Source organism: Erythrobacter sp. F6033 (assembly GCF_023016005.1).
Lineage (GTDB): Bacteria > Pseudomonadota > Alphaproteobacteria > Sphingomonadales > Sphingomonadaceae > Erythrobacter.
On record NZ_JALKAZ010000001.1, the window covers coordinates 462,458 to 487,787 of the forward strand.

A 25,330-nucleotide genomic window follows, 5' to 3' on the forward strand; every position below is an offset into this window, starting at 1 on the left:
TCATGCCCCCAAACACAAACGCCGCTTTGCAGCGATTCTCCGCTGCGCTAGATGGTGCTGTAATGGTTAACCCAACTCCTCCCGGCGGCGTGTTCGATGGCCCGCGGCATCTTTATGCGGTGCGCGTCTATTACGAAGACACCGATCTTTCCGGCATTACCTATCACGCGAATTACCTGCGTTGGTTCGAGCGCGCGCGCTCCGATCTTTTGCGGATGCTGGAGATTGACCAGCGCGCCGAAATCGAAGCAGGCGCAGAAGGTGGGGCCTATGCTGTTTCTGAAATCCACCTCAAATATCTCCGCCCGGCCAAGCTCGATGATGATGTCGTGATCGAAACCATTTGCACAGAGCTGGGCGCGGCGAGCTGCCGGATGCACCAGATTGCACGGCGCGGGGATGAGAAGCTTTGTGAAGCGACCTTGCGCGTTGGCTATATCTCGCTTTCAGGGCGTCCCAAACGCCAGCCCGCGCCGTGGCGCGACGCATTCCAATCTTTCATGGACCAAGAGGCCTCATGACACTTACGCTTCAAATACTCGCCGCTGCTCCGACGACGCGGCTCGATCCGCTCGAACTGTTTTTGGACGCGGATATCGTGGTTCAGGCCGTAATGGCGGGCTTGTTATTGGCCAGCCTTTGGGTCTGGACGATCATCGTTTCATTCACGCTGCGGATGAACCGGATGGAAGGGCGTTCCCGCCAATACGAAGCCGATTTCTGGGAAACGCGCGATCGCGAAGCTTTGCTGACAAAACAGCAACGCCGCGAAGTCGCCTCGGCCCGCGTGGCCTCCGCTGGTCTCGATGAATGGAAGCGTTCGACATCAGGCTCTACGATTGACACAGGCGCTGCGCGTGACCGCATCAATGCCGCGATGGAGGGGCAGGTCGCGCACGAAGCAGACGAGCTCGCCGGCCGGCTGAACTTTCTCGCCACCACCGGATCGGTTGCGCCATTTGTCGGCCTGTTCGGCACCGTCTGGGGCATCATGAACAGCTTTTTCCAGATCGGCGCGCAGGAAAGCTCCTCTCTCGCCGTGGTTGCACCTGGTATTTCCGAGGCGCTGTTTGCGACGGCCATAGGTCTGTTCGCCGCCATTCCTGCGGTTATCGCTTACAACCGGTTCTCCAACCGCGTGAACCGTTATGAGGCAAAGCTGCAACGCTTCGCTGATAAGGTGCATGCGGGCTTAAGCCGCGAGCTGGATAAGAAATAATGGGGATGGGGCTCGCCTCTTCTCGCTCCGGTCGCCGCTCTCGCCGCGCGCCTATGTCGGAGATCAACGTCACGCCGTTTGTGGACGTGATGTTGGTGTTGCTGATCATCTTTATGGTCACTGCGCCGCTTCTGGCGGTGGGTGTCCCGATTGAACTGCCCGATAGCCGCGCCAACGCTGTGGAGCAGACACCCGAGCAAATCACCATCTCCGTCGACAGTGACGGGGTGATCTACATTGACAGCGAAGCCGTTCCTACAGGCGGTTTCCCCGCTGCACTCGCGGCGATTGATCGTCAGGCTAATGGCGAGTTGCCGATCATCGTGTTCCGCGGAGATCGCGCGGTCGAATACGGGCGCACCATGGCTGTTCTGGGCGAATTAAACCGCGCAGGCTTTACCAATATATCGCTGGTCACCAGCGGTTCAGTCTCGCCGCCATAGCCTTGGGCAGTATGGGAGAGGTGACCACCCCCGATAGCGGTATGTTCCGCAAAGAGGATAGCATCGCGCTGCCGATTGCGATTGCGCTGCATGTCGCGGTCGCAGCGGTGCTTGTGCTTCAGCCCGTGCGCGAAGAGGTTATGGAAATCCCGCGAAGCATGAATGTTAGCCTCGCAACAGAAGTCAGTCTGGAGGCGACCGCGCCCGAGCCGGTGCTGGAAAGCAGCGCCGCGATTGCGCCGGTGCTGGGCGAAGAGCTTGCGCCTGACAGCACCGAGACACCGGCCGAGGTCGTGCCGGAAACGCCCCCACCGCCCCCCGTCAACGTGACACGTCGGAATACAACGACACCGTCAACAACCCCGCCGCGCGACCGTTCGCGGCCTGATCGCACACCACCAAAACCTTCGCCAACGCCGGCGCGCGCCGCCGAACGTGGCGGTGGTAGCCGGATTGGCGATGATTTCCTTCCAGGGCAGGGCAGTTCGACGACGACAACAGAGACGCGCGCGCCAGCTGCAACGTTCGGTCGGAAGGAGCGCGCCGATCTTGCTTCAGCGATCTCACGACAGCTTAAGCGCAGATGGGATGCGCCAAACGGCATTGAGGTGGAGAAACTTGTCTCTATCGTGCGATGGAATTTGAACAAAGACGGCTCTATTCGAGGCACGCCGACGTGCAAAACCGTCCCCAGCAGCATAACACCCTCTAACAGACCGCAAGCGGGCCTCCACTGTGACCGCGCAATCCGCGCGGTTCGGCGCGCTGCGCCTTTTAACTTACCCGAGCAGTTCTATAGTCGTTGGGACGATCTCGAATGGCAATTCGACAGAAGGCTTTGATAATGAAATTGACTGTTTTTCTTGCAGCATTGGCGGGCCTGATGGCGGCTCCGGCGCTTGCGCAAAATCAGGATCTAGGGGAGCCTTTGGCAGAAGGCGGCGATGTCGCTGATGTCGCACTGGATGGCGAAGAGATCGAAGATGATGGTCCGCTGCGCGGCACCGTTACCGATGAAAGCGACTGGTCCGATATCGGCATTGCGATCCCTGCCTTTGCGACAAACCGCAACCGCACCACCGCCGCCAATGTCGATGGCACCGAAGCGCTGGGCCGCGAGATTTCCCGCGTTATCGCAGCCAACCTTCGCAACAATGGTCTGTTCAAGCCGGTCGGCCCAGACAGCTTGCCTCAACCGAGCTTTCCGCAGATCAAATCGCCTGCTTTCGGCACATGGAGCGGGCGGGGCGCGGAAATGCTGGTGCATGGTTATGTTGTCGCGCAAGACAACGGCACACTCGTTGTCGGCTGTTATCTCTACGACGTCGCGCTTCAGGATGAACTGATCCGTGAAGGATACGAAGTGCGTCCGGCCGATTGGCGGCGCGCGGCGCATAAATGCTCCGACCTTGTCTATTCGCGCCTGACCGGGGAAAGCCCGTTCTTCGACAGCCGGATCGCATATATTGCCGAAACCGGGCCCAAGGATAAGCGCGTCAAACGCCTCGCCGTGATGGACAGCGACGGCGCGAACCACCGCTTCCTGACTTTGGGCAGCGCCACTGCGCTCACTCCGCGCTATTCACCCGACTATTCGAAGATCATGTATCTGTCTTATGTAGACGGCAATCCGCGCATCTATGTCTATGATATCGGCAGCGGTAAACAGACACTGGTGACCGAAAACAGCAACCCGACGCTCGCGCCGCGCTGGTCGCCCGATGGCCGCCATGTTCTGTATTCGATGGCGGTTGCCGGCAACACTGATATTTACCGCGTGCCTGTCACTGGCGGGCGCTCGGTGCGGCTCACCAATACGCCGGGCATCGATATTGGTGGATCGTATTCCCCAGATGGCTCTAGAATCGTGTTTGAAAGCGATCGTTCAGGCACACAGCAATGCTATGTGATGGATGCTGACGGTTCGAACCAGAAACGCATCAGCTTTTCCGGTGGTCGCTGTGCGACGCCGGAATGGAGCCCACGCGGAGACCAGATCGCGTTCACCCGCATCGCTGGTGATTTCAACGTCGCGGTGATGTCGCCCAGCGGTCGCGGCATGCGTGTGCTGACGCGCGGCTGGCAGGACGAAGCGCCGACATGGGCGCCCAATGGCCGGATCATCCAGTTCTTCCGCACGACCCGCAATTCGGGGCGTTCTGCCCTGTGGCAGGTTGATCTTACAGGTGACAATGAGCGCCGTCTGCCCACTCCCGTCGATGCATCTGACCCCGCTTGGGGGCCGATCAGAGATTGATCCGTTTGAATTGAAACCAACCGGGCTTTTGGCCCGAACACCGAAGGCAGTTTTCGAAAGGATAAGATTATGAATTCGATGAAAGCCACAATGCTGCTGGTCGCGTCAGCCACCGCGCTTGCCGCCTGCTCGAAAAAGCCGCCGGAAGAGCTTCCGCCCGCTCCAATCACTTCGCCAACCCCGGCGCCGATTGACAACACGCCGAACCAGTCCGGCCCGATTGTTGGCTCGCAGGAACACTTTGCAGGGGCTGTGGGCAGCTCAACCGTGATCTATTTCGATACGGACCGCTTCAACATCGATAGCTCCGATGCTGCCGCGCTTCAGGCGCAGGCGCAGTATTTCGCGCAATATCCGCAGCTGACCTTCACCGTCGAAGGACACGCCGATGAACGCGGTACACGCGAATACAACCTTGCTTTGGGTGAGCGCCGCGCAAATGCGGCGAAAAACTATCTCGTCAGTCTGGGTGTCGGCGCAAACCGTATCCGCACGGTCAGCTTTGGTAAGGAACGCCCGGTTGCGCTGGCATCGAACGCAGCGGCTTGGGCGCAGAACCGTCGCGCCGCGAGCATCATCATCAATTAATCGGTAAAATCCGCGTGATTAGCTGTTCAGGCCGGGCGCGAGCTCGGCCTGAATTACAAACGGCTGGATCGGAGCCGCGTCTGATCCGCCTGCGCCAACCATACCGTTCACCGATGCGAGGCTGAGCACTGCCAGTGCAAGCACCGAAAAAAGGCTGGATAGGGCGAGTTGTTGGCTCATCAGGGTCTCACATTATGCGGGATCGAAAGACCCGATACCGCAGATTTGTAAACGTTGTATTGCAATGCAACATTTCACTTCGCAACTGGTTCCCTGTATTGATTGCATTGGCTTTCCTCGCCACCTCGCCTAGGTGAATCGCAATATGTCATCGACTAACAACACAGCTTCCCATGCCTAAGGCGCGCCGGTCCGACGATTGGGGTTTTCCCCGCTGGCGTTCGTATGAATCCTCGCGCGAAACCGTGGCTCAGCGTGAGTGCGATCGGCATGGCTGCGGCGAGCCGGGCCTATGCCCCGCGCCCAAATCGCCAAACAACCCAGACAAATGGTATTTCTGCCAAAAGCATGCCGCGGAATACAACAAGGGCTGGGACTATTTCGAAGGTCTCGACAAAGAGGAAAAGGAGCAGCGCGCCAAATCCGAACGGCAGGAAAGCGCTGGCTATGCCGAGGCTTCGCATTACGGGTGGACCGGATCGGGCGATGGCAGCCGCAGCGCGGACGAGATGATGGCGCTTGAGGTGCTGGAGCTTGAAGCTGATGCCGATTACCCCGCGATCAAGAAAGCGTACCGCGCCAAAGCCAAGGAAGTGCATCCCGACGTGAAGCCGGGTGATGAAGAGGCGGCCAAGCAATTCCAGGCCATCCAAGTCAGCTACGAAGTGCTCCGCGCCGCCGAAGAGCGCCGCAGCTGGAAAGGCTGATTTCGGCTACCCCACAATCTGGAGAGTAAAATGCGTATCCTCGCCTTTGCGGCCAGCAATTCATCGGTGTCGATCAATCAGCAGCTTGTTGCCTACGCCGCCAGCCTTGCTGAGGGCGCGGAGATCGAAATGCTCGACATTCACGATTATGATATGCCGATCTATCGCCACGACCGCGAGGAAGAGAGCGGTATCCCTCAGCAGGCGCACGACTTTCTCGCAAAGGTCGGTTCGGCAGATGCGCTGATCATTTCCTTTGCCGAGCATAACGGTATCTACACCGCCGCGTTCAAAAACCTGTTCGACTGGTGCAGCCGCGTGGGCCGCAATGTGTGGCAGGATAAACCGATGGTGCTGCTCGCAACATCTCCCGGTGGGCGTGGAGGCAAAGGCGTGTTGGAGTTTGCGACAGGCCACATGCCGCGCTTTGGCGGCAATCTTGTAGGGTATCTGTCTGTGCCGAGCTTTGGTGAGAATTTCGATACGGGCGCAGGCAAGCTGATCGAAGACACACTGAACACTCAGCTGCGCGGATTGATTGCAATGCTGGCTAATACGGTTGGTGAAGAATGAAGACTATTTGCCTCGCCTTGGCCGGCACAATCAGCGCAGCCTCAATCGGTTGCTCAGGTTCTGAAGCCGCGCAGCCAAACGACGTTCCAACCCAGTCAGCCGATATCCATGCGGATCACGAGGCGGAACAGGCCGCGCGCGAGCTAAGGCGATTGATGGCAGCAGGCGAATTTTCCGCAGGCGCCGATTTGACCGATGATCCCGAATACTATCTGCGGCAGATAAACCGCGAACTGCAAACCTATGGTCTCGAAGAGACGAAAAAGCGTTGGCAGGCGGCATTGGATGATCGGAATATCCGGTCAATCAGCGAATCCGGCGATTACGCAATGATCCTTGTCGAGCGCCCTGACTCCGATTTTTCGCCGGTCGCATCGGAAATCTACAAGCGCGGTGCCGATGGCACATACAAGACCGTCATGCTGCCCGGCCCGGACATTCCATGTCCTCTGGTTCGCGAATACTTTGTTCAGAAAGGGGAGCCTGATGGAGAGGCTCCGTGTGTCAAAGTCGAAGCGGACTGACCGATTGAGTCGACCTTGATTCAGGTGCCCGGCTTGCCGCGATTGATTGCGGCTATCGGATTGTCATTCCACCACGCCACATCTGTGAATGGCCGCGCGTCTATTTCGTGGGTCCAGCAATTCTTGGGTTGTTGCGCCAGGTGCCAGTATGTTTCGGCGAGTGCAGCCGGGTCGATCACTCCATCTTCGCCCTTCGCGGCTTTGTACGCCTCAAACTTGTCACCCAGCAATTTGCCCAGCGTGTCCGGCGCATCGACCGATCCATCGACGACAATATGCGCGACATGGATGCCCTGCGGCGCAAATTCCGCGTTGAGCGTCTGGCAAAGCATCCGGCGGCCAGCCATCGCGGCAGCGTGGCTGTGCTGGCCCGAATTGCCGCGCACCGCAGCCGTGGCGGAGGTGACCAACAGGCTGCCTTTGCCGCGCTCCACCATCGCGGGCAGCATGGCATGGGCAAGGCGGAACAGGCCGAATGTGCCAAGCCGCCAGCCCAGCTCGAATGTGCGGTGCGGTGTATCGGCCAGCGTCCGGTTTCCGATCTGTGCACCCAGATTATATAGCGCGCAGTCGATCGGGCCGATGTCGCGCTCTGTGCGCTCAATCAGCTCCTCTATCGTGCCGTCTTCCGATACGTTGAGCAAAGAGCCGGTCGCGCCGCCGCCAGCTTCCTCGATTTGGTTCACCAGCTTGGCGAGCCCGTCCTCATCAGAGCGCCGCGCCAGAACTGCGTGATAACCACCCGCCGCAAAGCGCGCGGCGGCATGTCCGCCAATTCCCGCACCTGCGCCGATGACGAGGAAAACTGGTCTGCGTGTGGTCATCAATTGTCCTTTGCAGTCGTGCCGGAGGCGTCAATCCGCCCCATGATAGGGAAGGAGCAGCGGTCCTTTATACTCCCGCAGGCCGTTTTTGGCGACATCATCCATTTTCGAAATGACCCGCTCCTGACAGTCTGCATCTCGGAGCAGTTTCAGCACATCTTCGTCCTTGCGATACGGGGCGAGGACACCCGGGAACAAAGGATCAAAAATCGAACATAGGCTGGAGTAGTCGCGCTCAAGTCCTATCCGCTCTTTCAGCGTTTCCAGCAGTGCCGCTTTCCGCCCGTCCTTTGCGAGCAGGTACATTCTAAACTCCAGATGATCCCGGTAGCCAAACCGAAATCCAAATGGCTCTTCGCGTACGAAATACAAATATCTCTCTGTCGCGCTTTCCGCGTAGTTCAGATCGCCTTTGCGAATGGCATCAATGATCAGATTGCGGCTGTATTTGCTGAGAGGCAGGCCAACCTTGTCACCTGCTGGCCCATTGAGGAGCGACCACGCTGTCATGAAATCAGCTCGCGCTTCTTTCACGCGCCCAAGTTTCAGCAACACCTCGCCATATCTCCGGTGGGCGAAGCCGCGGCGGAAATCGTCGTACTTCATCAGATCGCCGCTGACATTTTCAACCAGATCGCGAGCCACGGGGAGGGCAGCGTCCCAGTCTTCGAGTTTGACCAATGCCGAGAGCTTCACTTCAAGCAGCTTCGAGCGGAGATGCTCCTGCAGTGGCCAACGCGGTGTACCGATGAATGCCAGACCCTGATCGGCGTATTCTACGCCCTGCCGCTGGTTCGCAGCCATATCGCCGGTCGGCTCGCCTTGTGCGAAGCTGGCCAAGGTAAAGAGCTGTGCTGCGCGAAGAACGGGCCAGCATGTGACCGCAGTTTCATCGAGGTCCAAGTCATGCCGCGCACCGCAGCTCGACACGTCGTCACGCTGTTCCGGCGGTATCGTGTAATCGAGAATGGGTGGACGCGACCATTCGAGCAGCGTCTGCCCCTCTTTCGGCGGTTCGTCCGGATATGTCTGCTCGAATTGCGCGGCTGCGGGCGCTGCGAGGCACAGGCTGACAAACAGCGCTGTGCCCCGAAGTGATTTAAGCCATTTCATGCATGCAGTTATACATGCTCCAGAGCCTGCGCAAAGTCCGCGATCAGGTCGTCGGCATCTTCGATACCCACGCTGATCCGCACTAGATTGTCGGTGATGCCAAGGGCATCCTTGCGCTCTTGCGGAACGGATAGGTGGGTCATCGCAGCGGGGTGGCTGGCGAGTGTTTCTGTCCCGCCAAGGCTAACCGCGAGCTTGGCGATGGTAAGATTGTCCAGGAAGCGGAAGCTTTCTGCCTCACCGCCCTTGATAAACACGCTGAATGTGCTGCCTGCGCCTTTGCAGTGGCGATCATAGATGTCCTGCTGACGCGCATCTTCGATCAGGCCGAGGTAGCCGAGCCCCTCAACTTTCGGATGGCTTTTCAGGAATGCGCAAACTTTAGTCGCGTTCTCACCTGCGCGCTGCATGCGCAGCTCGACAGTTTCCAATGAGCGCAGCAGCATCCACGCGGTGTTTGGATCTACGATCCCGCCCATTGTGTTGCGCAGAGCGCGAACCGGATCCATCCACTTCTTCGCGCCCGCAATCGAGCCAGCGACAAGATCGGAGTGGCCGCCGACATATTTGGTTAGCGAGTAGGCGACGATGTCCGCGCCATGATCCAGTGGGCGCTGCCAGAGCGGGCCGAGGAACGTGTTGTCGATCGCAATCGGGCAATCCCATTTCAGGTTTGCGTCGCGCGCCTCTTTTACCGCTTCGATATCCACTAAAGCGTTGGTTGGGTTGGCCGGGCTTTCGAGATAGATCATGGCGACTTTGCCGCCATTCTCGTTCGCCTGCTTCTTGGCGCGTTTCAGCACATCGTCGAGCTCCTCACGCGTCGCGCCAGCGGGGAAATCGACATAGGTCACGCCGAATTTGGACAGGAATTTCGCGACGAACCCTTCGGAGGCTGCATAGAGCGGGCCGGAATGGACGATCACATCGCCCTGGCTGACATAGGCCATCATCAGGATGCAGATTGCGGTCATGCCGGATGAGAATGTCAGCGCGTCTTCCGCGCCGTCCCAAACCGCCAGACGGTCTTCGAGGATTTCTTGGTTTGGCCCGTTGAAACGCGAATAGACGAGACCTTCCGCGCCGCCTGGACGCTTGCCCGTAATGCCTTCGAAATGGCGCTTACCTGCCGCAGCATTCTCAAATGCGAAGGTGGAGGTGAGGAAGATAGGGGCTTTCAGCGATCCTTCGGACAAAGCCGGGTCATATCCGTGCCCCATCATCAGCGTTGATGGCTTCAATTCGCGGCCGCCAATGCTGGTCTTTTCAGGCTTCGGCTTGCGGCGCGGGGTTGGGGTGGCGATCGGGTCTATGGAGTCGGTCATACCGAGATCCTTCCTGTTGAACGCTCCCAGGAAGGCAGGAGCCAATTGGTTGGCCCGTGGGCACCCGCTTCTAACCTCCGCAGAAGCGCTTCTCCCCCGAGCCGTGCAATGGCCAGAGAGTTACCGCCGACTAGTTTCGTTTGCAACCGGTTCTGGTGCGACTTTCCGCAATCTGATCAGACGAACGCTGCGATTGCCCAAACCACGCCGACGATCAGGAACACGCCGACGATATCAAGCACAAACCCTGCGCCAACCATTCGCTCTATTCTGATGCGTTCGGTGCTCCATGCAATTGCGTTCGGGCCGGTGCCTGCGGGCAGCATAAAGCCCCAACTGGCGGCGAGGGCGGCTGGGATGGCCAGCAACACAGGATCAGCCCCCAGCGCCACGATCAGCGCAGCAACCACCGGAATGATACCAGTGGCGGTTGCGACATTGCTGGCAAATTCGGTGATCACGATGATCATCGCAACAACGCACAGTGCGACGACGAACAAAGGTAGGCTTTCCAGCGGCAGCAAAGCCTCGCCCAGCCATGTGGCGAGGCCTGAAGCCTGCATTCCGGCGGCAAGCGCCAATCCGCCTCCGAACATCATTATGACGCCCCACGGCGCGCGATTGGCTTCTTTCCAATTGAGCAGCGGACGGCCCGTGCCATCGGGCAACAGGAACAATGCGAGGCTGGCGATGATGGCAATGGTGCCGTTGGTCCACGATCCGTCCGGCAAGAATGGGCGCACCCATTGCACCGTCATCCACGCGAAGAAGGTGAGCGCAACAATCGGGATCAGTCGCTTTTCTGCGCTGCTCCAAGCGGAATGCGTATCAATGGCTTTACGCGCCGCGGCGACATCAAAAGGGTGGTCGGCGACGCGTTGAAATTTGGCGATGATAAAGGCGGCGAGCGGGACTCCGATGATAACAATCGGAAGGCCATAAAGCGTCCATTGCGCAAAAGTGATCTCCATCCCGATCATTGTGTCGAGCAAGCCGACAGCGATGGCGTTGGTGGGGGAGCCGACAATCGTTCCCAGCCCGCCAATCGAGGCTGCGAAGGCGATGCCCATCGGTAACGCGCCAGATAGACCCTCCTTGTTCAAGACCTCTGCTGGCGAGGCGGTGGCCGATAATCCTTCGCCGCCTGCAAGGACAGCTAGGGCCATCGGCATCATGATTAGCGCGGTCGATGTGTTAGAGATCAACATCGAAAGCAGCGCGGCAGAGATCATAAAGGCGAGCAGCAATTGGGTTTGACCGCCGCCGCTGCCGACGACGCGCAGGATCGCGAGGCTCAACCGTTTGTGCAGGCCAGTTCGCTCAATCGCGAGCGCCAGAAACGCGCCCCCGAGCAATAGGAACAGGATGGGCGAGTAATATGTGCTGGCGACATCTCTCGCGCTGGAAACACCGCTGAAAGGCAGGATTACAAACGGGAGCAATGCCGTTCCGGTGAGAGGGATGGCCTCTGTCATCCACCATGTCGCCATCCAAACGACCAGCCCGGCAACCAGCCAAGCGCCTGCGGGCATCCCAGCTGGTGGAGCGGTCAACACCGTCATTGCAAAGATAAGAGGGCCGAGAAACAGGCCGATCCGCTGAGCAGTCATGTCTATTGTGCGCCCCTCTTTGTGCAGGCGCTATATTCGCGGCAGTCCAGCGCGGTGTCCAGTGCGGGCGCAGAAACGCCCGCACAATTTCACCCTATTCGACCTCTTTTTCTTCGCCGCCAATTTCGCCATCGCCATAGATCACCATGCCGGTGCGGATCCCGCGCTTATTCGCTTTTGTCAGTTTGTTCTGGCGTTCTGTAATAAGGCGCTGGATCGACATGCTGATCGGTGAATTGGCGTTCAGCGCACTGCGCGGCGTGTAAGAACGAAACACGCGGTCTCCACCTGCTGGATCGGTGGCCGTACCGAAATTGAAGAACCCGGGCGCTTTCTCCCCGCGCGTCAGATCGGCGAGATCGGTTTCATACGCATTATAGTGCGTTTTATCAGTGCTTTCGATCAATCCGCGCACATCGTCACCGGCGAACTGGCCAAGATGACTACGCAATTGATCGAAATCGCCAAAGTAGAACGGCGCGGCTTCTTGATAGATTTTCGAAACGCGCAGCGCGCCGCCGAATTTTTCAACGCCGCGCAGGGAATTCACAAACTCCTCGGCTGACAGGGCAAGCAGTGCATCGACATTTTGGCTGTTATAGGCCAGCCGCTGGATCGACGGCCCGCCAATTTCCCCGCGCCAAAAACCGTAGATCACTTTGGGATCACGCCAATTCGCAAAGACAATGCCTTCGCGGATGTCGCGCGGGCTCAGAGCAACACCTTTGACCGAAACAAGCTTGGCATCATCGAGTGCGGCACTGTTCGGGCCAAATCGTCTCGTTCGCGGCTCGCTGAGCGGATAGGCCCCCGCGAGCGCTTCGATCATGGCTACGTTGTGGAGGTTGATCCAATACGCCAACTGCTCGTTGCGCGGTAAACTTGCGATGTCCAGCTGGGTGCCGATGCGTTCCAGATCCATCCGATATTCGGTGAGTGATGCGCGAACGCTATCGTCAAAGAAACTGAACGCGACCCGGTTTCCTTCGAGACGATAACGGGAATCGTGGCCGTAAATGCGCCGGCTGCCAGTGAACGGTTCAACCCGCGGCGCGCCTTCACGTAAGGATGGCCCCATCGGGATAACAAACCAGCCGAGGGCTTCGTCCCAATGTGCGTAGTCAATTCTGTGATCGGTACTGATCGATGTAGGGGTAAACTGCTCGACACCGCCGAGCGATGCTTTGCTGCTGCGCGGTTCAAAACTGTCTGAGTTGTTCTCAGCCGCAATTGGCGCGGCAAGCGATGAAAAGGCGAGGGCAGCGGCTACCGAACGAAATTGCATTGCGTTTCTCCCACTATGACAGATCATGCCCTCCGCTTGGTGTGCATTGGGTGGCTGCTGTTGTGTAACACATGGCCGGAACTGGGCAAAAGCCTTTGCCCGGCGGCGCTATTCGACTTCACCCTTATTGGGATCGTCTCCCGGCAGAATGATATTGCTGAACGTTACGGTGCCGGTCCGCAGGCCTTTGCGTTCAATATATTGCAGTTTCTGGGCACGCTGATTGAGCAGGTTGATAATGCCCTGGTTCAATTTCCCGTTGGAGAAGAACGAATTGAGCCGCGCTCCGCCCGAAAGATCGGCAATATCATGCTCTCGCAAGGAAGCTTCTACGGTGCTTGTGGCGTTCACCCGTTCCAGCACCTCGCCTTCGACGTGAGATAAGAGATGCGCTCGCAAATCCGCTTCGAAATTCGGGAAGTAATAGGGCGCGGCTTCGAGATAGAGCCTTGAGACATGCAAGGTCTTTCCGCGTTTCTCCACGCCGCGGCGCGAATTGGCGAATTCCTTCGCCGCGCGGTCCAGCTGGTCTGATAGCTTGTTGCCTTCAAACGCCCGACGCTGAATTGCCGGGCCGCCAATCTCGCCATGCCAGAAGCCGTAAATAACCTTTGCATTTGACCAGTTGGGATAGACTATGCGGGTGCGGATGTCTTTTGGTGACAAGGCAACGCCTTCAACCGTGATGAATTTTGCCTCATCAAGAGGTACGCCGTCGATCTCAATTGTACGTGGTTGACGAACGGGCCAAGCTTTTGCGACCTGTTCAACCATCGCGACATTGTGAAGGTTCAACCAGAATGCGAGCTGTTCGTTGCGCGGGATCGATTGGATGTCGAGGCCATCTGCTACACGTTCCAGATCCTCGCGATATTCTGTGAAACTGGCGATGATATTGGGGGGCATGAACGAAAAGCCCATCATTGCCCCATCAAGACGATACATCGAATTGTGCCCAGCGCGCTGACGGGTGCCGAGCGTGCTTGGCACTTCAAATGGTTTCTTGCGAAGGGGTGGGCCCATCGAAATGACGAAACTGTTAAGCGCAGACGTCCAGATCGAATAGTCGATCCGGTGTTCAACTCTGTCATCATTAGGGACAAATGTCGCGATCGGTTCTGCCGCCGCCTGCACCGCGCCGATGTCAGACTGCGCGAATGCTGGCATGGCGGAGAGGCATAGAGCCACACCGGCGAGTGTGCCGTGAAGAGCTGTTCTGTATATATTTGTCATCGGCCCCACCATCTGCCCCCTTATCCAGCTGTTTATACGATGAAACGCGCTTCCATAACCCATGATGAATTGCGCAAATGAAAAGACCGTCAGAATTGCTCCTGACGGTCTTGATATTGCCGGCCTCACAGGGCGAGACTGGCCTAGATTTATGGCCGTGCCTTATTCGACTTCGCCATTGTCCTTGTCTTCCGGATCGCCGGGCAGGGTGATGTTGCTAAACGTGACAGTACCGGTCCGGCCTTCACGCAGTATCTTGCGGAATTTGGTTTCGCGCTGGGCAAGAAGGCGCGCCATGCTTTGCGGGATGCGGAAGCTTGGCGTGCGGCCATCGGATTCGATGTTCTGATAGGTAGGCTCACGAACGCCGCCGGCCAGATCGGCAATGTCCCATTCCTTAATCACCGCTTCTACATCAGTGGTAGCGGCGAGAAGCGCGTTGGTATCGGCGTTGGCATATTCCGCGACATGCGCGCGAACATCCGCTCCGAAATTGTCGAAGAAGAATGGAGCAGCCTCTGCATACAGCTCGGAAACTTGCAGTGTGTTGCCCGATTTCTGCGAACCGCGCAGCGAGTTCACGAAATCACGTGCACTCTTGTCGAGCAAACGGGCCACATTGTCCGCATTGTATGCTTCGCGCTGGATCGATGGTCCGCCAATTTCGCCGCGCCAGAAACCGTAAATGACCATCGGGTCGTTCCAGTTCTGGAACACGATCTTTTCGCGAATATCGCGCGGGCTAAGAGCGATGCCTTCAACGGTCAGGAATTTCGCATCATCCAGCGGAACGCCGCCGATCTTGATCTCGCGCGGCTGGCGCACTGGCCATTCGTCAGCGATTTTTTCGATCATCGCAACGTTGTGAAGGTTGATCCAGAAAGCGAGCTGTTCGTTGCGAGACAGCGATTGGATGTCGACTGTGTCTGCGGTCGCTTCCAGATCGCGGCGATATTCGCCAAAGCTGGCTTTCACATCGGAATCGAGGAAGCTGAACATGATCCGCGTGCCTTCCAGGCGATAGCGCGAGACATGGCCGTATTGACGGCGCGAGCCATAACTTGGGTCAGGCCGCCCTGCGGTTTCGCGGAGCGATGGCCCCATCGAGACGACAACATTCTTCATCGCCTCATCCCAGATCGAGTAATCGATCTTGTCATTGTTGGGATTGGAGGACGGGACAAAGGTGGCAAACTGCGGATCGCTGGCTGAGCCGTTCTGAGCTGATGCAGGGACGGCGATCAGCGCAAGAGCGCTGGCAGCAGTGAGGGTAAGAGCTTGGAAGCGGGGCATTATGATCAGTCCTTCCTGAACAGGTTATTTAATGCCCTCTTTCGGGGCTTTTGCGGGGTGCTCCGGGGGAGGAGCGGGGTATGTGCGCCACGTAGCTGATTATCGTTGCCGAAGCGGGATCGGCTTTGGGGAAACCCGTTAGGGCTAAAACCGATCCCGGCCTCGTGAACTATTGTATAGCCGCGAATGAATTGCGCGTGTTGCCGGTTGTCGGATGCGGTGTGTTATTCATCGAACACACCTGCTGTTGGTCGGCTGCGGTCCAGTCTATGCGTAACGCAGGCGGGGTGGCATAGAGTGTCGCCATGCAAGCGAAGCGTTCTATACAAACCGTAACCGGACCAAATGCTCAAATTGCTTTGACCTTGGCTCAGGCATTTCAGGACGACCCTGCATTATCATGGATTGTAGCCGACCCGGATGCGAGGCGACGGATGTTACCGCGCTTTTTCAAACTAATGGTGGAGCAATCCCTGCGTTACGGCACGGTTCTAGCCTCAGAGCAGGGGCACGCGGCAGCGCTTATCTATCCTTCTGGAGAAGTGAAGGATGATCGTTTGTGGGATTCAATCCGCCTTGTCGGCATGTTCAAGACTGCGTTACCGCGCGGGCTAAAGGTCGCCGAGGCAATGCATGCCCGCCATCCGCATCCGCAGCCTTACTCCTATCTCAAATATGTCGGTGTTGCCCCGCATGCTCAGGGACAAGGTTGGGGCGGTGCCGCTGTAAGAGCGGTGATCGCCCATGCGGCAGAACACGGGCAGGGTGTGCTTCTGGAAACGGCAACGCCCGCCAATGTCGCGATTTACTCGCGGCTCGGCTTTCGAATTGACTCTGAGTGGGAGGTGCCGGGCGGAGGTCCAAAGTTCTGGACCATGATCCACCCGGCAGCCTAATATACAGCTGGCGGTGAAGCCAGCTTCCTGTCCGCATCCCCAAATCGGGATGCGCAACACAAATTGCCTATTTCGGCGAGAGCACCATCAGCATTTGGCGGCCCTCAAGGCGAGGGAAAGCCTCAACCTTGGCGATTTCTGCTGAATCATCCTGCACCCGTTTGAGCAGGTCCATGCCTAGGTTCTGGTGAGCCATTTCACGGCCGCGGAAACGCAGTGTGATTTTCACCTTGTCGCCATTGCTGATAAACTTGGTCACATTCCGCATCTTCACGTCATAATCATGCGTGTCGATGTTTGGACGCATTTTGACTTCTTTGATGTCCTGCGTCTTTTGCGATTTACGCGCCAGATTGGCTTTTTTCTGGGCCTCGAAGCGATACTTGCCGACATCCAGGAACTTGCACACTGGAGGGTCCGCATTGGGGGACACCTCCACAAGGTTCAGGCCTTTCTCATTGGCCTGCTCTGCCGCTTCATTGGTAAACATCACGCCAAGGTTCTCGCCTTCGTCATCAATGACGCGGACCTTGGGGACTTGAATAAACTGATCGTAGCGAGGGCCGCTTTTAGTTGGCGGGGCCATCGAGCGCCGGGGTGGACGAGCTATGTGAGATTCTCCTGTAATAGCCTGTGTAATATGCGCGCTATGTAAGGCCTGCATGGCCGAAACGCCAGATGAGTCTTAAGCAGCTGCGCGATAAAGCGGGAATGTGACCAATTTGCCCTTTGCTGGCAGAACTGCATCGATCTGATTGGCTGGACCTAGCGCTTCGAGGATTTCGGGTGAGCCCGCATCCATTCCGCCGGTATAGGCGCCAAATGCGGGCAGGATCATCCGGTCTCCGCCGGCGCTTGATCGGCTGACCACGCCGCAGGGCCGCGCAATGTGCCTGTTTCTGACTTTCACCCGCATTTTTGGGTGGTAGTGCCCAGAAAGCTCTGCGCGTGTTTCGCCGCGTTTGGCTTCGTGTCGTAGAGTAATCCCGCCGATCTCCATTTCATCGACCAGAGTGGCCCCGAAAGAGCGCTGCATCTCTTCATCGTGATTGCCGGTGATCCACACCCAATCGAGCGCCCGGGTGAGGGATTCCAGCATTCCCGCCGCATACGGATCCAACCGGTTTGTCCCTTCGCTATCGTGAAAGTTATCGCCCAAGGTGATCACGCGGCGTGCGCCAGTGGCTTTTACGCTGTCTGCAATCCGTTCGAGCGTTTCGCGGCTATCATAAGGCGGTAGCATCTGGCCTTGCTTGGCATACCAGCTGCCCTTTTCTAGGTGTAAATCAGCAACCAGCAACGCCCGCTCGCGCGGCCAGTAAAGCGCGTTGCTCTTCATCAGAACAAGCTCTTCACCGGCGAAATCCAGAGGTGCGAACGAAACGGGAACCATGATGGTGCTTTAGGCGCGGCCGTTCGCCTTTGGCAAGCGCGATTGCGACCAACACCCTGTTGACTTGATCTGTGTCAAAGCGGATTGGCAGATCAACTGACATTGCGCGTTGCATGCCAGCCTGAGAGACGAGGAACACCAAATGAGCGATTGGGCGCCAAAGACGGATCAGGCGAAACAGTGGTTCGAAACTCTGCGTGACCAGATATGCTCTGAATTTGAATCGATTGAGCGTGACAGCGGATCGGACGCGACGTTTCAATACACGCCCTGGCAGCGCGAAGAAGAAGGCAATGATGACCCGGGCGGAGGCGTTCAGGGCCTGATGAAGGGCAAAGTCTTTGAGAAAGTCGGAGTGAACGTTTCGACCGTGCGCGGCAATTTCCCGAAAGAGTTTGCCGGCAATATCAATGGCGCTGATCCCGAAAACCCCGGCTTCACCGCAACCGGAATCAGTCTGGTCGCGCATATGCACAATCCCCATGTCCCTGCTGTCCATATGAATTGCCGGTTCCTGACAACAGGCAAAGCGTGGTTTGGCGGCGGCGCCGATCTCAACCCTCCGCTTCCCTATGAAGAGGATACGGATGAATTTCACGCGAGCATGCGCGCGGCCTGTATGGCTCACAATCCGACCTATTATGAGAAATACAAGAAGTGGGCGGATGAGTATTTCTACATCCCGCACCGCGAAGTTCATCGGGGCGTAGGCGGCATTTTCTATGACCACCTCGAATGCGATGATGATCCGTCATGGGATCGCAATTTTGCATTTACACAAGACGTCGGCAGAGCATTCCTCGACATCTATCCCAAGCTTGTGCGCAAGAGGATGGGCAGCGAATCTTCCGCCGAAGACGAAGCGCGATTGCTCGAATATCGCGGTCTCTATGCCGAGTTTAACCTCGTCTATGATCGCGGTACGATTTTCGGCCTGAAAACGGGCGGAAACATAGATGCGATCTTGATGAGCCTGCCGCCCAGGGCGACTTGGGGCTGACTGGTTAAGAACAGAGCATTTTTCGCATTGCAATAAGTCGCGCTGGCCCGCACATTCATTCCCATGCTGCGCCAGTACGAACTCGTTGAAAAGGTCCTAGATTACGACCCGGACGCTGATGAAGCGCTGCTCAACCGCGCCTATGTTTACACCGTTCAGAAACACGGCAGCCAGAAACGCGCCAGTGGTGACCCGTATTTCTCGCATCCGGTGGAAGTCGCAGGATTGATGACCGACCTGCAGCTGGATCAGGAAACGATCATCACTGCGCTGCTGCACGATACGGTTGAAGACACGCTTGCCACGATTGAGGATATCGAGGCCAATTTTGGCCCCGAGGTCGCGCGGTTGGTCGATGGCGTGACCAAGCTTTCCAAGATCGAGGCCATGCCGGAGGACGAGCGCGCGGCGGAAAACCTGCGCAAATTCCTGCTCGCCATGTCCGAGGACATCCGCGTGCTGCTGGTGAAACTGGCGGACAGGCTGCACAATATGCGCACGCTGCATTTCATCAAAAAGCCGGAAAAACGCCAACGGATCGCGCGCGAGACGATGGATATCTACGCGCCTCTGGCTGAGCGCGTCGGCATGTATGAATATATGCGCGAGATGCAGCTGCTCGCTTTCGAACAGCTTGAGCCCGAAGCCTTCACTACGATCACCAAAAGGCTCGAGGAACTTCGCGGGCAAGACGGCGGTCAGGTCGATGCAATCGCATTAAAGATCAAACAGGCTCTGGCTGAAGCGGGTTTGACCGTTGAGGTGTCCGGCCGCGAAAAGCATCCTTATTCGATCTGGCACAAGATGGCCGAACGGCATGTCAGCTTTGAACAGGTCACCGACATCATGGCGTTCCGTGTCATCACGGAGAATGAAGCCGATTGTTACCGCGCGATGGGCATTCTGCACACGACATGGCAGTTCCTGCCGGGCAAGTTCAAAGACTATATCTCGACACCGAAGAACAACGGATATCGATCGCTGCATACCTCGCTGATGTATGAAAATTCGATGCGGGTTGAGGTGCAGATCCGCACACGCGAAATGCATCGCCGTAATGAATTTGGGCTCGCGGCGCATTGGGCTTACAAACAGTCGGACAGTGCCGATGGGCAGGTCGGCTGGCTGCGTGACCTGATCGAAATTGTCGATGCCAGCCATGATGCGGAGGAATTGCTCGAGCATACGCGCATGGCGATTTATCAGGATCGCATTTTTGCCTTCACGCCGAAAGGCGCGCTGTTCCAGCTGCCCAAAGGATCAAGCGCGGTTGATTTCGCCTTTGCGGTCCACACCGATCTGGGCCTTTCCTGTCTCGGTGCGAAGATCAATGGACGGCACATGCCGCTTCGCACGACGTTGCAGAACGGCGATGTGGTTGAAGTCATAAAAGGGGCGGGCGCAGAACCGCAGCTATCGTGGCTCAGCTTTGTCGTGACGGGGAAAGCGCGCGCCGCGATCCGTCGGAATGTGCGACAGAAAGAGCGCGCTGAAGTCGCGGCTATCGGTTCAAAACTGTTTGATGAAATCGCGAAAAAGGTGCCCGCTCGGATCGGCAAGAAAGCCATACGTGCAGCGATAGAACGGCTGGATATGGAAGGGCCGGAAGACCTCATGTTCGCTGTCGGTGCGGCGAAGTTGACCGACCGCGAAGTGATGGAGGCATTGGTCCCCGGATGCACCGCCGATTTCGCAGACGACAATGAATGGTCCCCGCGTGACCGCGCTATTTCGATCAAAGGGATGACGCCCGGCGTCGGCTTTGAGCTTGCCGAATGCTGCCATCCGGTCCCCGGTGATCGGATCGTGGGCCTTAGACGCAAAGGTGAGACTGTTCTGGTGCACTCGATCGACTGCCTTGAGCTGGTCAACGGGGTGGATGCCGACTGGCTTGATCTGTCATGGGGCAAGCGGTCCCACGGTGCGGTCGGGCGGTTTTCCGTTACGATTTATGATCGTCCGGGTACTTTGGCTGAAATGGCTGGCCTGTTTGCACAGAACAAAAGCAACGTGACCAGCCTCGCGCAATCACAGCTCGATCATCCATTTGTGACGTATAGCATAGATGCCGAAGTGCAGGATTTGTCGCACCTTGCCCGCATTCTCAGCGCGCTGCGCGCCAGCGATGCGGTGGCTCAGGCAGAACGCATTTAGTGGGCGTTATCGGGCTTGATCATGTGCAACTCGCCATACCGGCGGGCGGCGAAGATCAGATGCGCGGGTTCTTTTGCGGTCTGCTGGGGATGGTCGAAGTGCCGAAACCCGCTAATCTTTCGCCAAGCGGCCTCTGGCTAACTGGAGGCGGCGCGCATTTGCATATCGGCGTCGATCCCGATTTCACGCCTGCACGAAAAGCGCATCCGGCGTTTCTCGTTGATGACCTTTCATTGGTGCAGGAGCGGCTGGAGACGGCAGGGTATGAAACCCGCGATGACAAACCAGTCGATGGCTATGCCCGCTTTTTCACCACCGATCCGTTTGGCAACCGGATCGAATTGATGCAGCGCCTTTAAAGCAGATCGAGTTCGAGGGCGACCGGATCGCCCTCGGCCAAATCTTCGGCCCGCATGACTTTCTTGCTCACCAGCAAGGTCCAGTTTTTGGTTTGCCGGGACATTTCCTCGATATTCATCGGGAATACCGACGTTTTCCATTCCGTACCGCCAATCCGCGCGATGACTTTGACCGAGCCAAAGCCGCGCTGTTTGCCGAACTCAAGCCGGTGCAGGCGCGCATGCATGGCGATCGTTTCCGCCGCATCGCTTGTGACATTGACGAGATGATAGGTGCCGCGATCGCCCTGCCACCGTTTCAGCGGGAGCGTGGCGGTGACTGTCTCGCTCACTCGGCCTCGGCTTGGCCTGGCGCAGGCCCGTCGAGCGGTTCGTAGCGTGTGTATTCAAACTTCCGGACGGGCACGGGGATGTTGCAGATGTCCGCACCGCCGGCGGGCTTGATAAAGAACGGATCGCGGCGATTGGCGCGGGCATCGGCATATTTGGCGAAGGTTTCGCTTTCCGTGGAGAGATATTCGTAGGCATATTTGCGCTCAGTGGCGCTGCGTTCTTGATAGGTGCCGGTCGCTGCCAGATCGCTAACCACGCGGACCGACAGTATTGGAGTGCGCAGCTCGGCCTCTTCTTCGGTGTAAAAGCCAAGCTCGCCAGTGCCGCGCGGTAGCGAAGACAGGTGCTCCATCCCATCGATGATGCGACCCACCAGAGCGATATTGCGATCCAGATGACGCGGCGCATGGCCGATGACGGTGTAAAGCTCCGCGCCTGAGCCCGTGTCCGGCGAGTAATTCCGGCCCACGCCGACCATGCCGTAGCAGTGGATGGGCCAGAATTGGGCGGAGTCTTCGGGTGTGTCGGAGGCTATTGGCCAGCCTTCAAAGAATTCGACGAAATACGAATACGAGTCTCGCTGGTGCCACCCTTGTGGAGCAGAATCCGTTCTTGTGGTTGCAATCGAAAGCATTGAACGCCGTTCACTCTCCTCAGGGGTGAGCGTAAATTCGCCCGTTTGGTCTCTCTCCATTTTAAATTCATTCTCAGCCACTGCATCTGCCATTACTTCCATCGGTTGCGAGTAGTCACTCTCCCCCATCACCTTAAGCCCCTCGGGCAAACGCTTCTGCTCGGTCTCGCCGCTTTCGGGATTGTCGTATCCCGGATCACCCCATTGCACGACGTAATTGTCCTGCACGCGGTTGACGCTGATCCCGTCATACCATTTGGCGCGGGCGAGCGTGCGGATGTTGCTGACCCAGCCTTGCGAAAACGGCGCGGGCATCAGTTGGATCACCACTTCGCGCGGCTTCCCATTTGCATCGGGCGCAAGCGTCATCACGATCAAATCTTCGGTGTCGATCTGAACCCACTCTTCCTTCGCAGCCGCATCGACGATGGCATTGGGCGATGGCGCTCCAGCTGGAGCTTCTTGAGCCGAAAGCGTGGAGGTCAGGGCGAGCGCGGTGATGCCAAGGAATAATGTTCTCATATTCACTTCGTGCCATCATGCGGCTTGCGCTGCAATGGCAGGAAAGCTAGAGGCCCGCATCTGCCGTAATGGCATGCGGAGACGTGGCCGAGTGGTCGAAGGCGCACGCCTGGAAAGTGTGTAAAGGGGCAACTCTTTCGTGGGTTCGAATCCCACCGTCTCCGCCACCCACCCCCAGCACCAATCTCTGATTACAGGGCGCCTCTGCAAAGCCGCGGTGCGCGCGGTGTTGAACAGGCCAAACCGCCGTTGGCGCGCTCTTCAGCATCAGTCTCAGAGCGTTTCAGGCGAGATTTGCGGGGCCGGTCTCTGCGCCAATCGCAATCGGTAGAGTTTCCCTGTTTAGCAGGGAAAGAACAGGGAAAAACGTGCATTTCGAGGCCAAAACAGGCCGTTTCGCTTAGATTTGGGTAGAGAATCACTGATGAAAGCTCGTGATTGCCGCGACTTAGATACCGGAAAAGGAGGTTTCCCTGTTCTTCGCCGTAACAGGGTACTTATTCGCCCATAACAGGGGGCGAATTCGCAATAACAGGCCTGTTACTCAGCAGAACAGGTTAGCTGGGCGCTCGGCCAGTTCAGCGCTTTTCGCTGCTCATTCCAGCAAATCGGTATGTCCATTTTGATAAGCTGCTGGAGGTTGAGCGATGCAGGTTGACGTCCGCTGATAATGTCCCGCTGAATGTCTGGCGCGAGAAACGCAAGCCGGACAAGGTTTCGATCATAAGCGGCGGGAGGCGACGTCTCGAGCAAAGGCATGCCTTTGCGATCGCGTCCGAGCAATGAGTGCGCGCGGCGAAGCGCCGCAATCAAAGTCTGATCAGGTCTGATGTCCGGCTTGCCTTTGGCAATGATCAGACGCCGCCCACCACGCAGCGGAAGCGAGATCGGCATTTTGATGCAGCAGACCTTGGCGGAGGAATGGATGATCAATTCGCTGCCGCGAAGGTATCGGGAAACGCCATCGGCAAGCTTTGCGGCGAACTCGAATACCAATCCGTCATCTGCAATCCGAACGGCACGTATGAGATCAAGAGGGGCCTCATGGTGTGGCAGCCAGCGCGCAGCCGTATCAGAGACTATCGTCTCTATCGCAGTCGCCGGGAGTCTCTGGACGATGGCGTCATCACACTTGCTGCTGCCTTGCTGAAGTGAGGAGGATACGTAATAGCGATAAACCCGATTGGATCTTCCGCGTGAGAATGACGGGCTCATAAGCTCGCTATTTGCATCAAACAGCTTGCCGGTTAGCGGCGCTTTGGCGACGCGGTGCTCTGCGGCAAAACTGTGGCGGCGAGCATTGCGATCGAGCTTGCGCTGCACGCGCTCGAACAGTTCTGGATCAACGATCCCGTCATGCTCGCCTTCGAACACCTGATCCTTGTGTACGATCTGACCGAGATAGACGCGGTTGCGCAGCAGATGGAACAAAGCGCCGCGGCTGAAAGGGGTGCCGCCCGATACTCGTCCGGTTGAATAGATGCGAAGCTTGGAGAAAATCTTTCGCTCGGTGAGATCACGTTGAAGGGCGTGGACGGATCCCAGCTCGAGGTAGCGGCTAAAGATGCCCCGCACGGTCTCGGCCTCATCCTTGTTTATCTGCAATGTACGCGTGCCGGCTGCAGGGACGTCATAACCTAGCGGCACATTGCCTCCCATCCACATCCCCTTGGCTTTGGATGCAGCGATCTTGTCGCGGATGCGTTCGCCGGTGACCTCGCGCTCGAACTGTGCAAACGAAAGCAGCACATTGAGCATGAGCCGTCCCATCGAGTCCTTGGTGTTGAACGACTGGGTCACTGACACGAAACTGGTGCCAGCTTTATCGAAGGTTTCAATGATGCGAGAGAAGTCGGTCAGCGAACGCGTGAGCCGGTCGATCTTGTAGACCACCACAACGTCGATCCGGTTTCCTTCGATATCGTTTAGCAGAGCCTGCAGACCGGGCCGCTCCATCGTCCCGCCCGAATATCCGCCATCATCATAGAGGGTCGGGATTATGGTCCAGCCTTCGCTGGCCTGACTGGTTACGTAAGCCTCGCCTGCCGCGCGCTGCGCATCGAGACTGTTGAACGATTGCTCTAACCCTTCGTCGGAGCTTTTGCGGGTGTAGATTGCGCAGCGGACCGGTTGCTTGCCCTTGGTCATGCCGCATCCCTAAGGCCAAAGAACCGAGGCCCGTTCCAGCGGCTACCAGCAATTGCGGTCGCCGCAGCTGAGAGGCTTGGATAGAGCTCATCCTCCCAGCGGAACCCTTCTTCCTCGACCACGACTTTGATCTCGCGGCCTTTCCAAGTGCGGGTAAAGACTGCGCCAACGCCGAGTTGCCGTCCTTCTGGTTGAGCCGAGCCGGTTCGGGAAAGCGCTTTGCGGGTTTCTGCATCAATCCCGCCATATGCTTCGGTTTGTACTCGCCATGCCAGCATCAGACGCATGATCGGCTTCGAGCGCAGGATTGGAGGGACGCCGTAGCGCCGCCTCCATTCGGCTCGCAGTTCTTCAAGGTCCATAGCTGCAATCTCGCGAACGAGCTGTTGGGTCTCATCGATGCTCATGACGACACCTCAGCGCGGTAACGGCGGACGCCATCCACCTTCTCGGAGGTAATAGTGAGACCGCGCTTCTTAAGCGCGCCTGCCATCGCGCCTCGCACGGAATGCTGCTGCCAGCCTGTGGCTTTCATCATCTCCGCGATGGTTGCGCCGTTCGCGCGCAAGAGCAGTTTTTGAAGTGAGTCCAGTTTGCTCGGTTTCTTAGCTCTGGGTGTCTTTGTTTGTGATGCCTTGGCCATGGGTGTTCTCCGGTTGACGCGGGCGCCGAAATGGCGGCTGCTACCGAAAAAGGCCCGGATCTCCGGGCGCAAGA

General features: G+C 57.6%; 28 protein-coding genes and 1 tRNA gene. 14 read left to right on the plus strand and 15 right to left on the minus strand.

What is annotated here, in order from left to right; all coding sequences use genetic code 11:
* Positions 1 to 62: 62 nt before the first annotated feature.
* From MWU39_RS02310 to pal, 6 genes are all read left to right on the plus strand, one after another.
* Entirely contained in the window at positions 63 to 521 is a 459-nt protein-coding gene (locus tag MWU39_RS02310; protein ID WP_247158359.1) for a YbgC/FadM family acyl-CoA thioesterase, read from the plus strand.
* Entirely contained in the window at positions 518 to 1,219 is a 702-nt protein-coding gene (gene tolQ / locus MWU39_RS02315) for a protein TolQ (RefSeq protein ID WP_247158360.1), read from the plus strand. Before MWU39_RS02310 ends, tolQ begins: the two co-directional genes overlap by 4 nt.
* Positions 1,219 to 1,662, plus strand: coding sequence for an ExbD/TolR family protein (locus MWU39_RS02320; protein WP_247158361.1), 444 nt, complete (start codon positions 1,219 to 1,221; stop codon positions 1,660 to 1,662). The genes tolQ and MWU39_RS02320 overlap by 1 nt, the downstream gene beginning before the upstream one ends.
* Positions 1,663 to 1,682: 20 nt before the next feature.
* Positions 1,683 to 2,504 (plus strand): energy transducer TonB, encoded by an 822-nt coding sequence (locus tag MWU39_RS02325; RefSeq protein WP_247158362.1) that lies wholly within the window; start codon positions 1,683 to 1,685, stop codon positions 2,502 to 2,504.
* Positions 2,505 to 2,506: 2 nt separating this feature from the next.
* Positions 2,507 to 3,919 carry a Tol-Pal system beta propeller repeat protein TolB gene (tolB, locus tag MWU39_RS02330; protein ID WP_247158363.1) on the plus strand — a complete coding sequence of 471 codons (1,413 nt, stop codon included), beginning with the start codon at positions 2,507 to 2,509 and terminating at the stop codon, positions 3,917 to 3,919.
* Positions 3,920 to 3,988: 69 nt separating this feature from the next.
* Positions 3,989 to 4,507 (plus strand): peptidoglycan-associated lipoprotein Pal, encoded by a 519-nt coding sequence (gene pal / locus MWU39_RS02335; protein ID WP_247158364.1) that lies wholly within the window; start codon positions 3,989 to 3,991, stop codon positions 4,505 to 4,507.
* Between the two features lie 18 nt (positions 4,508 to 4,525).
* Here pal and MWU39_RS02340 read toward each other — a convergent pair whose 3' ends face one another.
* Positions 4,526 to 4,687 carry a hypothetical protein gene (locus MWU39_RS02340; protein WP_247158365.1) on the minus strand — a complete coding sequence of 54 codons (162 nt, stop codon included), beginning with the start codon at positions 4,685 to 4,687 and terminating at the stop codon, positions 4,526 to 4,528.
* 173 nt (positions 4,688 to 4,860) lie between these two features.
* Here MWU39_RS02340 and MWU39_RS02345 point away from each other — a divergent pair, with 173 nt between their 5' ends.
* From MWU39_RS02345 to MWU39_RS02355, 3 genes are read left to right on the plus strand one after another with little or no spacing between them, the layout of a single operon-like run.
* Positions 4,861 to 5,394, plus strand: coding sequence for a DnaJ domain-containing protein (locus MWU39_RS02345; RefSeq protein WP_247158366.1), 534 nt, complete (start codon positions 4,861 to 4,863; stop codon positions 5,392 to 5,394).
* A gap of 30 nt (positions 5,395 to 5,424) precedes the next feature.
* The gene (locus tag MWU39_RS02350) at positions 5,425 to 5,967 is read left to right on the plus strand and encodes an NAD(P)H-dependent oxidoreductase (RefSeq protein ID WP_247158367.1); all 543 of its coding nucleotides are present in this window, start codon (positions 5,425 to 5,427) and stop codon (positions 5,965 to 5,967) included.
* Positions 5,964 to 6,491, plus strand: a complete 528-nt coding sequence (locus tag MWU39_RS02355; protein ID WP_247158368.1) for a hypothetical protein — start codon at positions 5,964 to 5,966, stop codon at positions 6,489 to 6,491. The genes MWU39_RS02350 and MWU39_RS02355 overlap by 4 nt, the downstream gene beginning before the upstream one ends.
* Positions 6,492 to 6,511: 20 nt before the next feature.
* Here the strand turns inward: MWU39_RS02355 and MWU39_RS02360 are convergent, their stop codons facing one another.
* The 7 genes from MWU39_RS02360 to MWU39_RS02390 all read right to left on the minus strand — a co-directional run bounded on the left by MWU39_RS02360 (position 6,512) and on the right by MWU39_RS02390 (position 15,174).
* Positions 6,512 to 7,315, minus strand: a complete 804-nt coding sequence (locus tag MWU39_RS02360; RefSeq protein ID WP_247158369.1) for an SDR family NAD(P)-dependent oxidoreductase — start codon at positions 7,313 to 7,315, stop codon at positions 6,512 to 6,514.
* Between the two features lie 30 nt (positions 7,316 to 7,345).
* Positions 7,346 to 8,428, minus strand: a complete 1,083-nt coding sequence (locus MWU39_RS02365) for a hypothetical protein (protein WP_247158370.1) — start codon at positions 8,426 to 8,428, stop codon at positions 7,346 to 7,348.
* 8 nt (positions 8,429 to 8,436) lie between these two features.
* On the minus strand, positions 8,437 to 9,753 hold the full coding sequence (locus MWU39_RS02370; protein ID WP_247158371.1) for a cystathionine gamma-synthase family protein: 1,317 nt from the start codon (positions 9,751 to 9,753) through the stop codon (positions 8,437 to 8,439).
* A gap of 176 nt (positions 9,754 to 9,929) precedes the next feature.
* Positions 9,930 to 11,363: a DASS family sodium-coupled anion symporter gene (locus MWU39_RS02375; protein WP_247158372.1), complete on the minus strand. Its 1,434-nt coding sequence runs from the start codon at positions 11,361 to 11,363 to the stop codon at positions 9,930 to 9,932.
* A 94-nt stretch (positions 11,364 to 11,457) separates the two neighbouring features.
* Positions 11,458 to 12,648 carry a DUF547 domain-containing protein gene (locus MWU39_RS02380; RefSeq protein ID WP_247158373.1) on the minus strand — a complete coding sequence of 397 codons (1,191 nt, stop codon included), beginning with the start codon at positions 12,646 to 12,648 and terminating at the stop codon, positions 11,458 to 11,460.
* A gap of 108 nt (positions 12,649 to 12,756) precedes the next feature.
* Positions 12,757 to 13,881 (minus strand): DUF547 domain-containing protein, encoded by a 1,125-nt coding sequence (locus tag MWU39_RS02385; protein WP_247158374.1) that lies wholly within the window; start codon positions 13,879 to 13,881, stop codon positions 12,757 to 12,759.
* Between the two features lie 162 nt (positions 13,882 to 14,043).
* Positions 14,044 to 15,174 carry a DUF547 domain-containing protein gene (locus tag MWU39_RS02390; protein ID WP_247158375.1) on the minus strand — a complete coding sequence of 377 codons (1,131 nt, stop codon included), beginning with the start codon at positions 15,172 to 15,174 and terminating at the stop codon, positions 14,044 to 14,046.
* A 458-nt stretch (positions 15,175 to 15,632) separates the two neighbouring features.
* Here MWU39_RS02390 and MWU39_RS02395 point away from each other — a divergent pair, with 458 nt between their 5' ends.
* Complete coding sequence (locus tag MWU39_RS02395; RefSeq protein WP_247158376.1) at positions 15,633 to 16,070, plus strand: GNAT family N-acetyltransferase; 438 nt, start codon at positions 15,633 to 15,635, stop codon at positions 16,068 to 16,070.
* Between the two features lie 67 nt (positions 16,071 to 16,137).
* Here MWU39_RS02395 and infC read toward each other — a convergent pair whose 3' ends face one another.
* The gene (gene infC / locus MWU39_RS02400) at positions 16,138 to 16,656 is read right to left on the minus strand and encodes a translation initiation factor IF-3 (protein ID WP_247158377.1); all 519 of its coding nucleotides are present in this window, start codon (positions 16,654 to 16,656) and stop codon (positions 16,138 to 16,140) included.
* 99 nt (positions 16,657 to 16,755) lie between these two features.
* Entirely contained in the window at positions 16,756 to 17,463 is a 708-nt protein-coding gene (gene pdeM / locus MWU39_RS02405; RefSeq protein WP_247158378.1) for a ligase-associated DNA damage response endonuclease PdeM, read from the minus strand.
* A gap of 142 nt (positions 17,464 to 17,605) precedes the next feature.
* Between pdeM and hemF the strand changes: the two genes are divergently transcribed.
* The 3 genes from hemF to MWU39_RS02420 all read left to right on the plus strand — a co-directional run bounded on the left by hemF (position 17,606) and on the right by MWU39_RS02420 (position 20,976).
* Positions 17,606 to 18,463 (plus strand): oxygen-dependent coproporphyrinogen oxidase, encoded by an 858-nt coding sequence (gene hemF / locus MWU39_RS02410; protein ID WP_247158379.1) that lies wholly within the window; start codon positions 17,606 to 17,608, stop codon positions 18,461 to 18,463.
* A gap of 63 nt (positions 18,464 to 18,526) precedes the next feature.
* On the plus strand, positions 18,527 to 20,617 hold the full coding sequence (locus MWU39_RS02415) for a bifunctional (p)ppGpp synthetase/guanosine-3',5'-bis(diphosphate) 3'-pyrophosphohydrolase (protein ID WP_247158380.1): 2,091 nt from the start codon (positions 18,527 to 18,529) through the stop codon (positions 20,615 to 20,617).
* The gene (locus MWU39_RS02420) at positions 20,617 to 20,976 is read left to right on the plus strand and encodes a VOC family protein (RefSeq protein ID WP_247158381.1); all 360 of its coding nucleotides are present in this window, start codon (positions 20,617 to 20,619) and stop codon (positions 20,974 to 20,976) included. Before MWU39_RS02415 ends, MWU39_RS02420 begins: the two co-directional genes overlap by 1 nt.
* On the opposite strand, the gene MWU39_RS02425 is transcribed toward MWU39_RS02420, so the two are convergent.
* Together MWU39_RS02425 and MWU39_RS02430 are read right to left on the minus strand one after the other, a co-directional pair.
* Positions 20,973 to 21,308: a DUF1905 domain-containing protein gene (locus MWU39_RS02425; RefSeq protein WP_247158382.1), complete on the minus strand. Its 336-nt coding sequence runs from the start codon at positions 21,306 to 21,308 to the stop codon at positions 20,973 to 20,975. The two genes, MWU39_RS02420 and MWU39_RS02425, sit on opposite strands and share 4 nt — an antisense overlap.
* A complete protein-coding gene (locus tag MWU39_RS02430) occupies positions 21,305 to 22,465 on the minus strand; it encodes a peptidylprolyl isomerase (RefSeq protein WP_247158383.1) in 1,161 nt (386 codons plus the stop codon). Before MWU39_RS02430 ends, MWU39_RS02425 begins: the two co-directional genes overlap by 4 nt.
* Before the next feature lie 77 nt (positions 22,466 to 22,542).
* On the opposite strand from MWU39_RS02430, the gene MWU39_RS02435 reads away from it, so the two are divergent.
* Positions 22,543 to 22,632, plus strand: a tRNA-Ser gene (locus MWU39_RS02435).
* A gap of 373 nt (positions 22,633 to 23,005) precedes the next feature.
* On the opposite strand, the gene MWU39_RS02440 is transcribed toward MWU39_RS02435, so the two are convergent.
* From MWU39_RS02440 to MWU39_RS02450, 3 genes are read right to left on the minus strand one after another with little or no spacing between them, the layout of a single operon-like run.
* Positions 23,006 to 24,613, minus strand: a complete 1,608-nt coding sequence (locus MWU39_RS02440) for a recombinase family protein (RefSeq protein ID WP_247158384.1) — start codon at positions 24,611 to 24,613, stop codon at positions 23,006 to 23,008.
* Positions 24,610 to 25,020 (minus strand): DUF2924 domain-containing protein, encoded by a 411-nt coding sequence (locus MWU39_RS02445; RefSeq protein WP_247158385.1) that lies wholly within the window; start codon positions 25,018 to 25,020, stop codon positions 24,610 to 24,612. The genes MWU39_RS02440 and MWU39_RS02445 overlap by 4 nt, the downstream gene beginning before the upstream one ends.
* Positions 25,017 to 25,256, minus strand: coding sequence for a DUF3489 domain-containing protein (locus tag MWU39_RS02450; RefSeq protein ID WP_247158386.1), 240 nt, complete (start codon positions 25,254 to 25,256; stop codon positions 25,017 to 25,019). The genes MWU39_RS02445 and MWU39_RS02450 overlap by 4 nt, the downstream gene beginning before the upstream one ends.
* Between the last annotated feature and the right edge of the window lie 74 nt (positions 25,257 to 25,330).

Coding starts and splice junctions, on each gene's coding strand:
- MWU39_RS02310 (WP_247158359.1), top strand. CDS start 63: ATGGTTAACCCAACTCCTCCCGGCGGCGTGTTCGATGGCCCGCGGCAT.
- tolQ (WP_247158360.1), top strand. CDS start 518: ATGACACTTACGCTTCAAATACTCGCCGCTGCTCCGACGACGCGGCTC.
- MWU39_RS02320 (WP_247158361.1), top strand. CDS start 1,219: ATGGGGATGGGGCTCGCCTCTTCTCGCTCCGGTCGCCGCTCTCGCCGC.
- tolB (WP_247158363.1), top strand. CDS start 2,507: ATGAAATTGACTGTTTTTCTTGCAGCATTGGCGGGCCTGATGGCGGCT.
- pal (WP_247158364.1), top strand. CDS start 3,989: ATGAATTCGATGAAAGCCACAATGCTGCTGGTCGCGTCAGCCACCGCG.
- MWU39_RS02340 (WP_247158365.1), bottom strand. CDS start 4,687: ATGAGCCAACAACTCGCCCTATCCAGCCTTTTTTCGGTGCTTGCACTG.
- MWU39_RS02345 (WP_247158366.1), top strand. CDS start 4,861: ATGCCTAAGGCGCGCCGGTCCGACGATTGGGGTTTTCCCCGCTGGCGT.
- MWU39_RS02350 (WP_247158367.1), top strand. CDS start 5,425: ATGCGTATCCTCGCCTTTGCGGCCAGCAATTCATCGGTGTCGATCAAT.
- MWU39_RS02355 (WP_247158368.1), top strand. CDS start 5,964: ATGAAGACTATTTGCCTCGCCTTGGCCGGCACAATCAGCGCAGCCTCA.
- MWU39_RS02360 (WP_247158369.1), bottom strand. CDS start 7,315: ATGACCACACGCAGACCAGTTTTCCTCGTCATCGGCGCAGGTGCGGGA.
- MWU39_RS02365 (WP_247158370.1), bottom strand. CDS start 8,428: ATGAAATGGCTTAAATCACTTCGGGGCACAGCGCTGTTTGTCAGCCTG.
- MWU39_RS02370 (WP_247158371.1), bottom strand. CDS start 9,753: ATGACCGACTCCATAGACCCGATCGCCACCCCAACCCCGCGCCGCAAG.
- MWU39_RS02375 (WP_247158372.1), bottom strand. CDS start 11,363: ATGACTGCTCAGCGGATCGGCCTGTTTCTCGGCCCTCTTATCTTTGCA.
- MWU39_RS02380 (WP_247158373.1), bottom strand. CDS start 12,648: ATGCAATTTCGTTCGGTAGCCGCTGCCCTCGCCTTTTCATCGCTTGCC.
- MWU39_RS02385 (WP_247158374.1), bottom strand. CDS start 13,881: ATGACAAATATATACAGAACAGCTCTTCACGGCACACTCGCCGGTGTG.
- MWU39_RS02390 (WP_247158375.1), bottom strand. CDS start 15,174: ATGCCCCGCTTCCAAGCTCTTACCCTCACTGCTGCCAGCGCTCTTGCG.
- MWU39_RS02395 (WP_247158376.1), top strand. CDS start 15,633: ATGGTGGAGCAATCCCTGCGTTACGGCACGGTTCTAGCCTCAGAGCAG.
- infC (WP_247158377.1), bottom strand. CDS start 16,656: ATGGCCCCGCCAACTAAAAGCGGCCCTCGCTACGATCAGTTTATTCAA.
- pdeM (WP_247158378.1), bottom strand. CDS start 17,463: ATGGTTCCCGTTTCGTTCGCACCTCTGGATTTCGCCGGTGAAGAGCTT.
- hemF (WP_247158379.1), top strand. CDS start 17,606: ATGAGCGATTGGGCGCCAAAGACGGATCAGGCGAAACAGTGGTTCGAA.
- MWU39_RS02415 (WP_247158380.1), top strand. CDS start 18,527: ATGCTGCGCCAGTACGAACTCGTTGAAAAGGTCCTAGATTACGACCCG.
- MWU39_RS02430 (WP_247158383.1), bottom strand. CDS start 22,465: ATGAGAACATTATTCCTTGGCATCACCGCGCTCGCCCTGACCTCCACG.
- MWU39_RS02440 (WP_247158384.1), bottom strand. CDS start 24,613: ATGACCAAGGGCAAGCAACCGGTCCGCTGCGCAATCTACACCCGCAAA.
- MWU39_RS02445 (WP_247158385.1), bottom strand. CDS start 25,020: ATGAGCATCGATGAGACCCAACAGCTCGTTCGCGAGATTGCAGCTATG.
- MWU39_RS02450 (WP_247158386.1), bottom strand. CDS start 25,256: ATGGCCAAGGCATCACAAACAAAGACACCCAGAGCTAAGAAACCGAGC.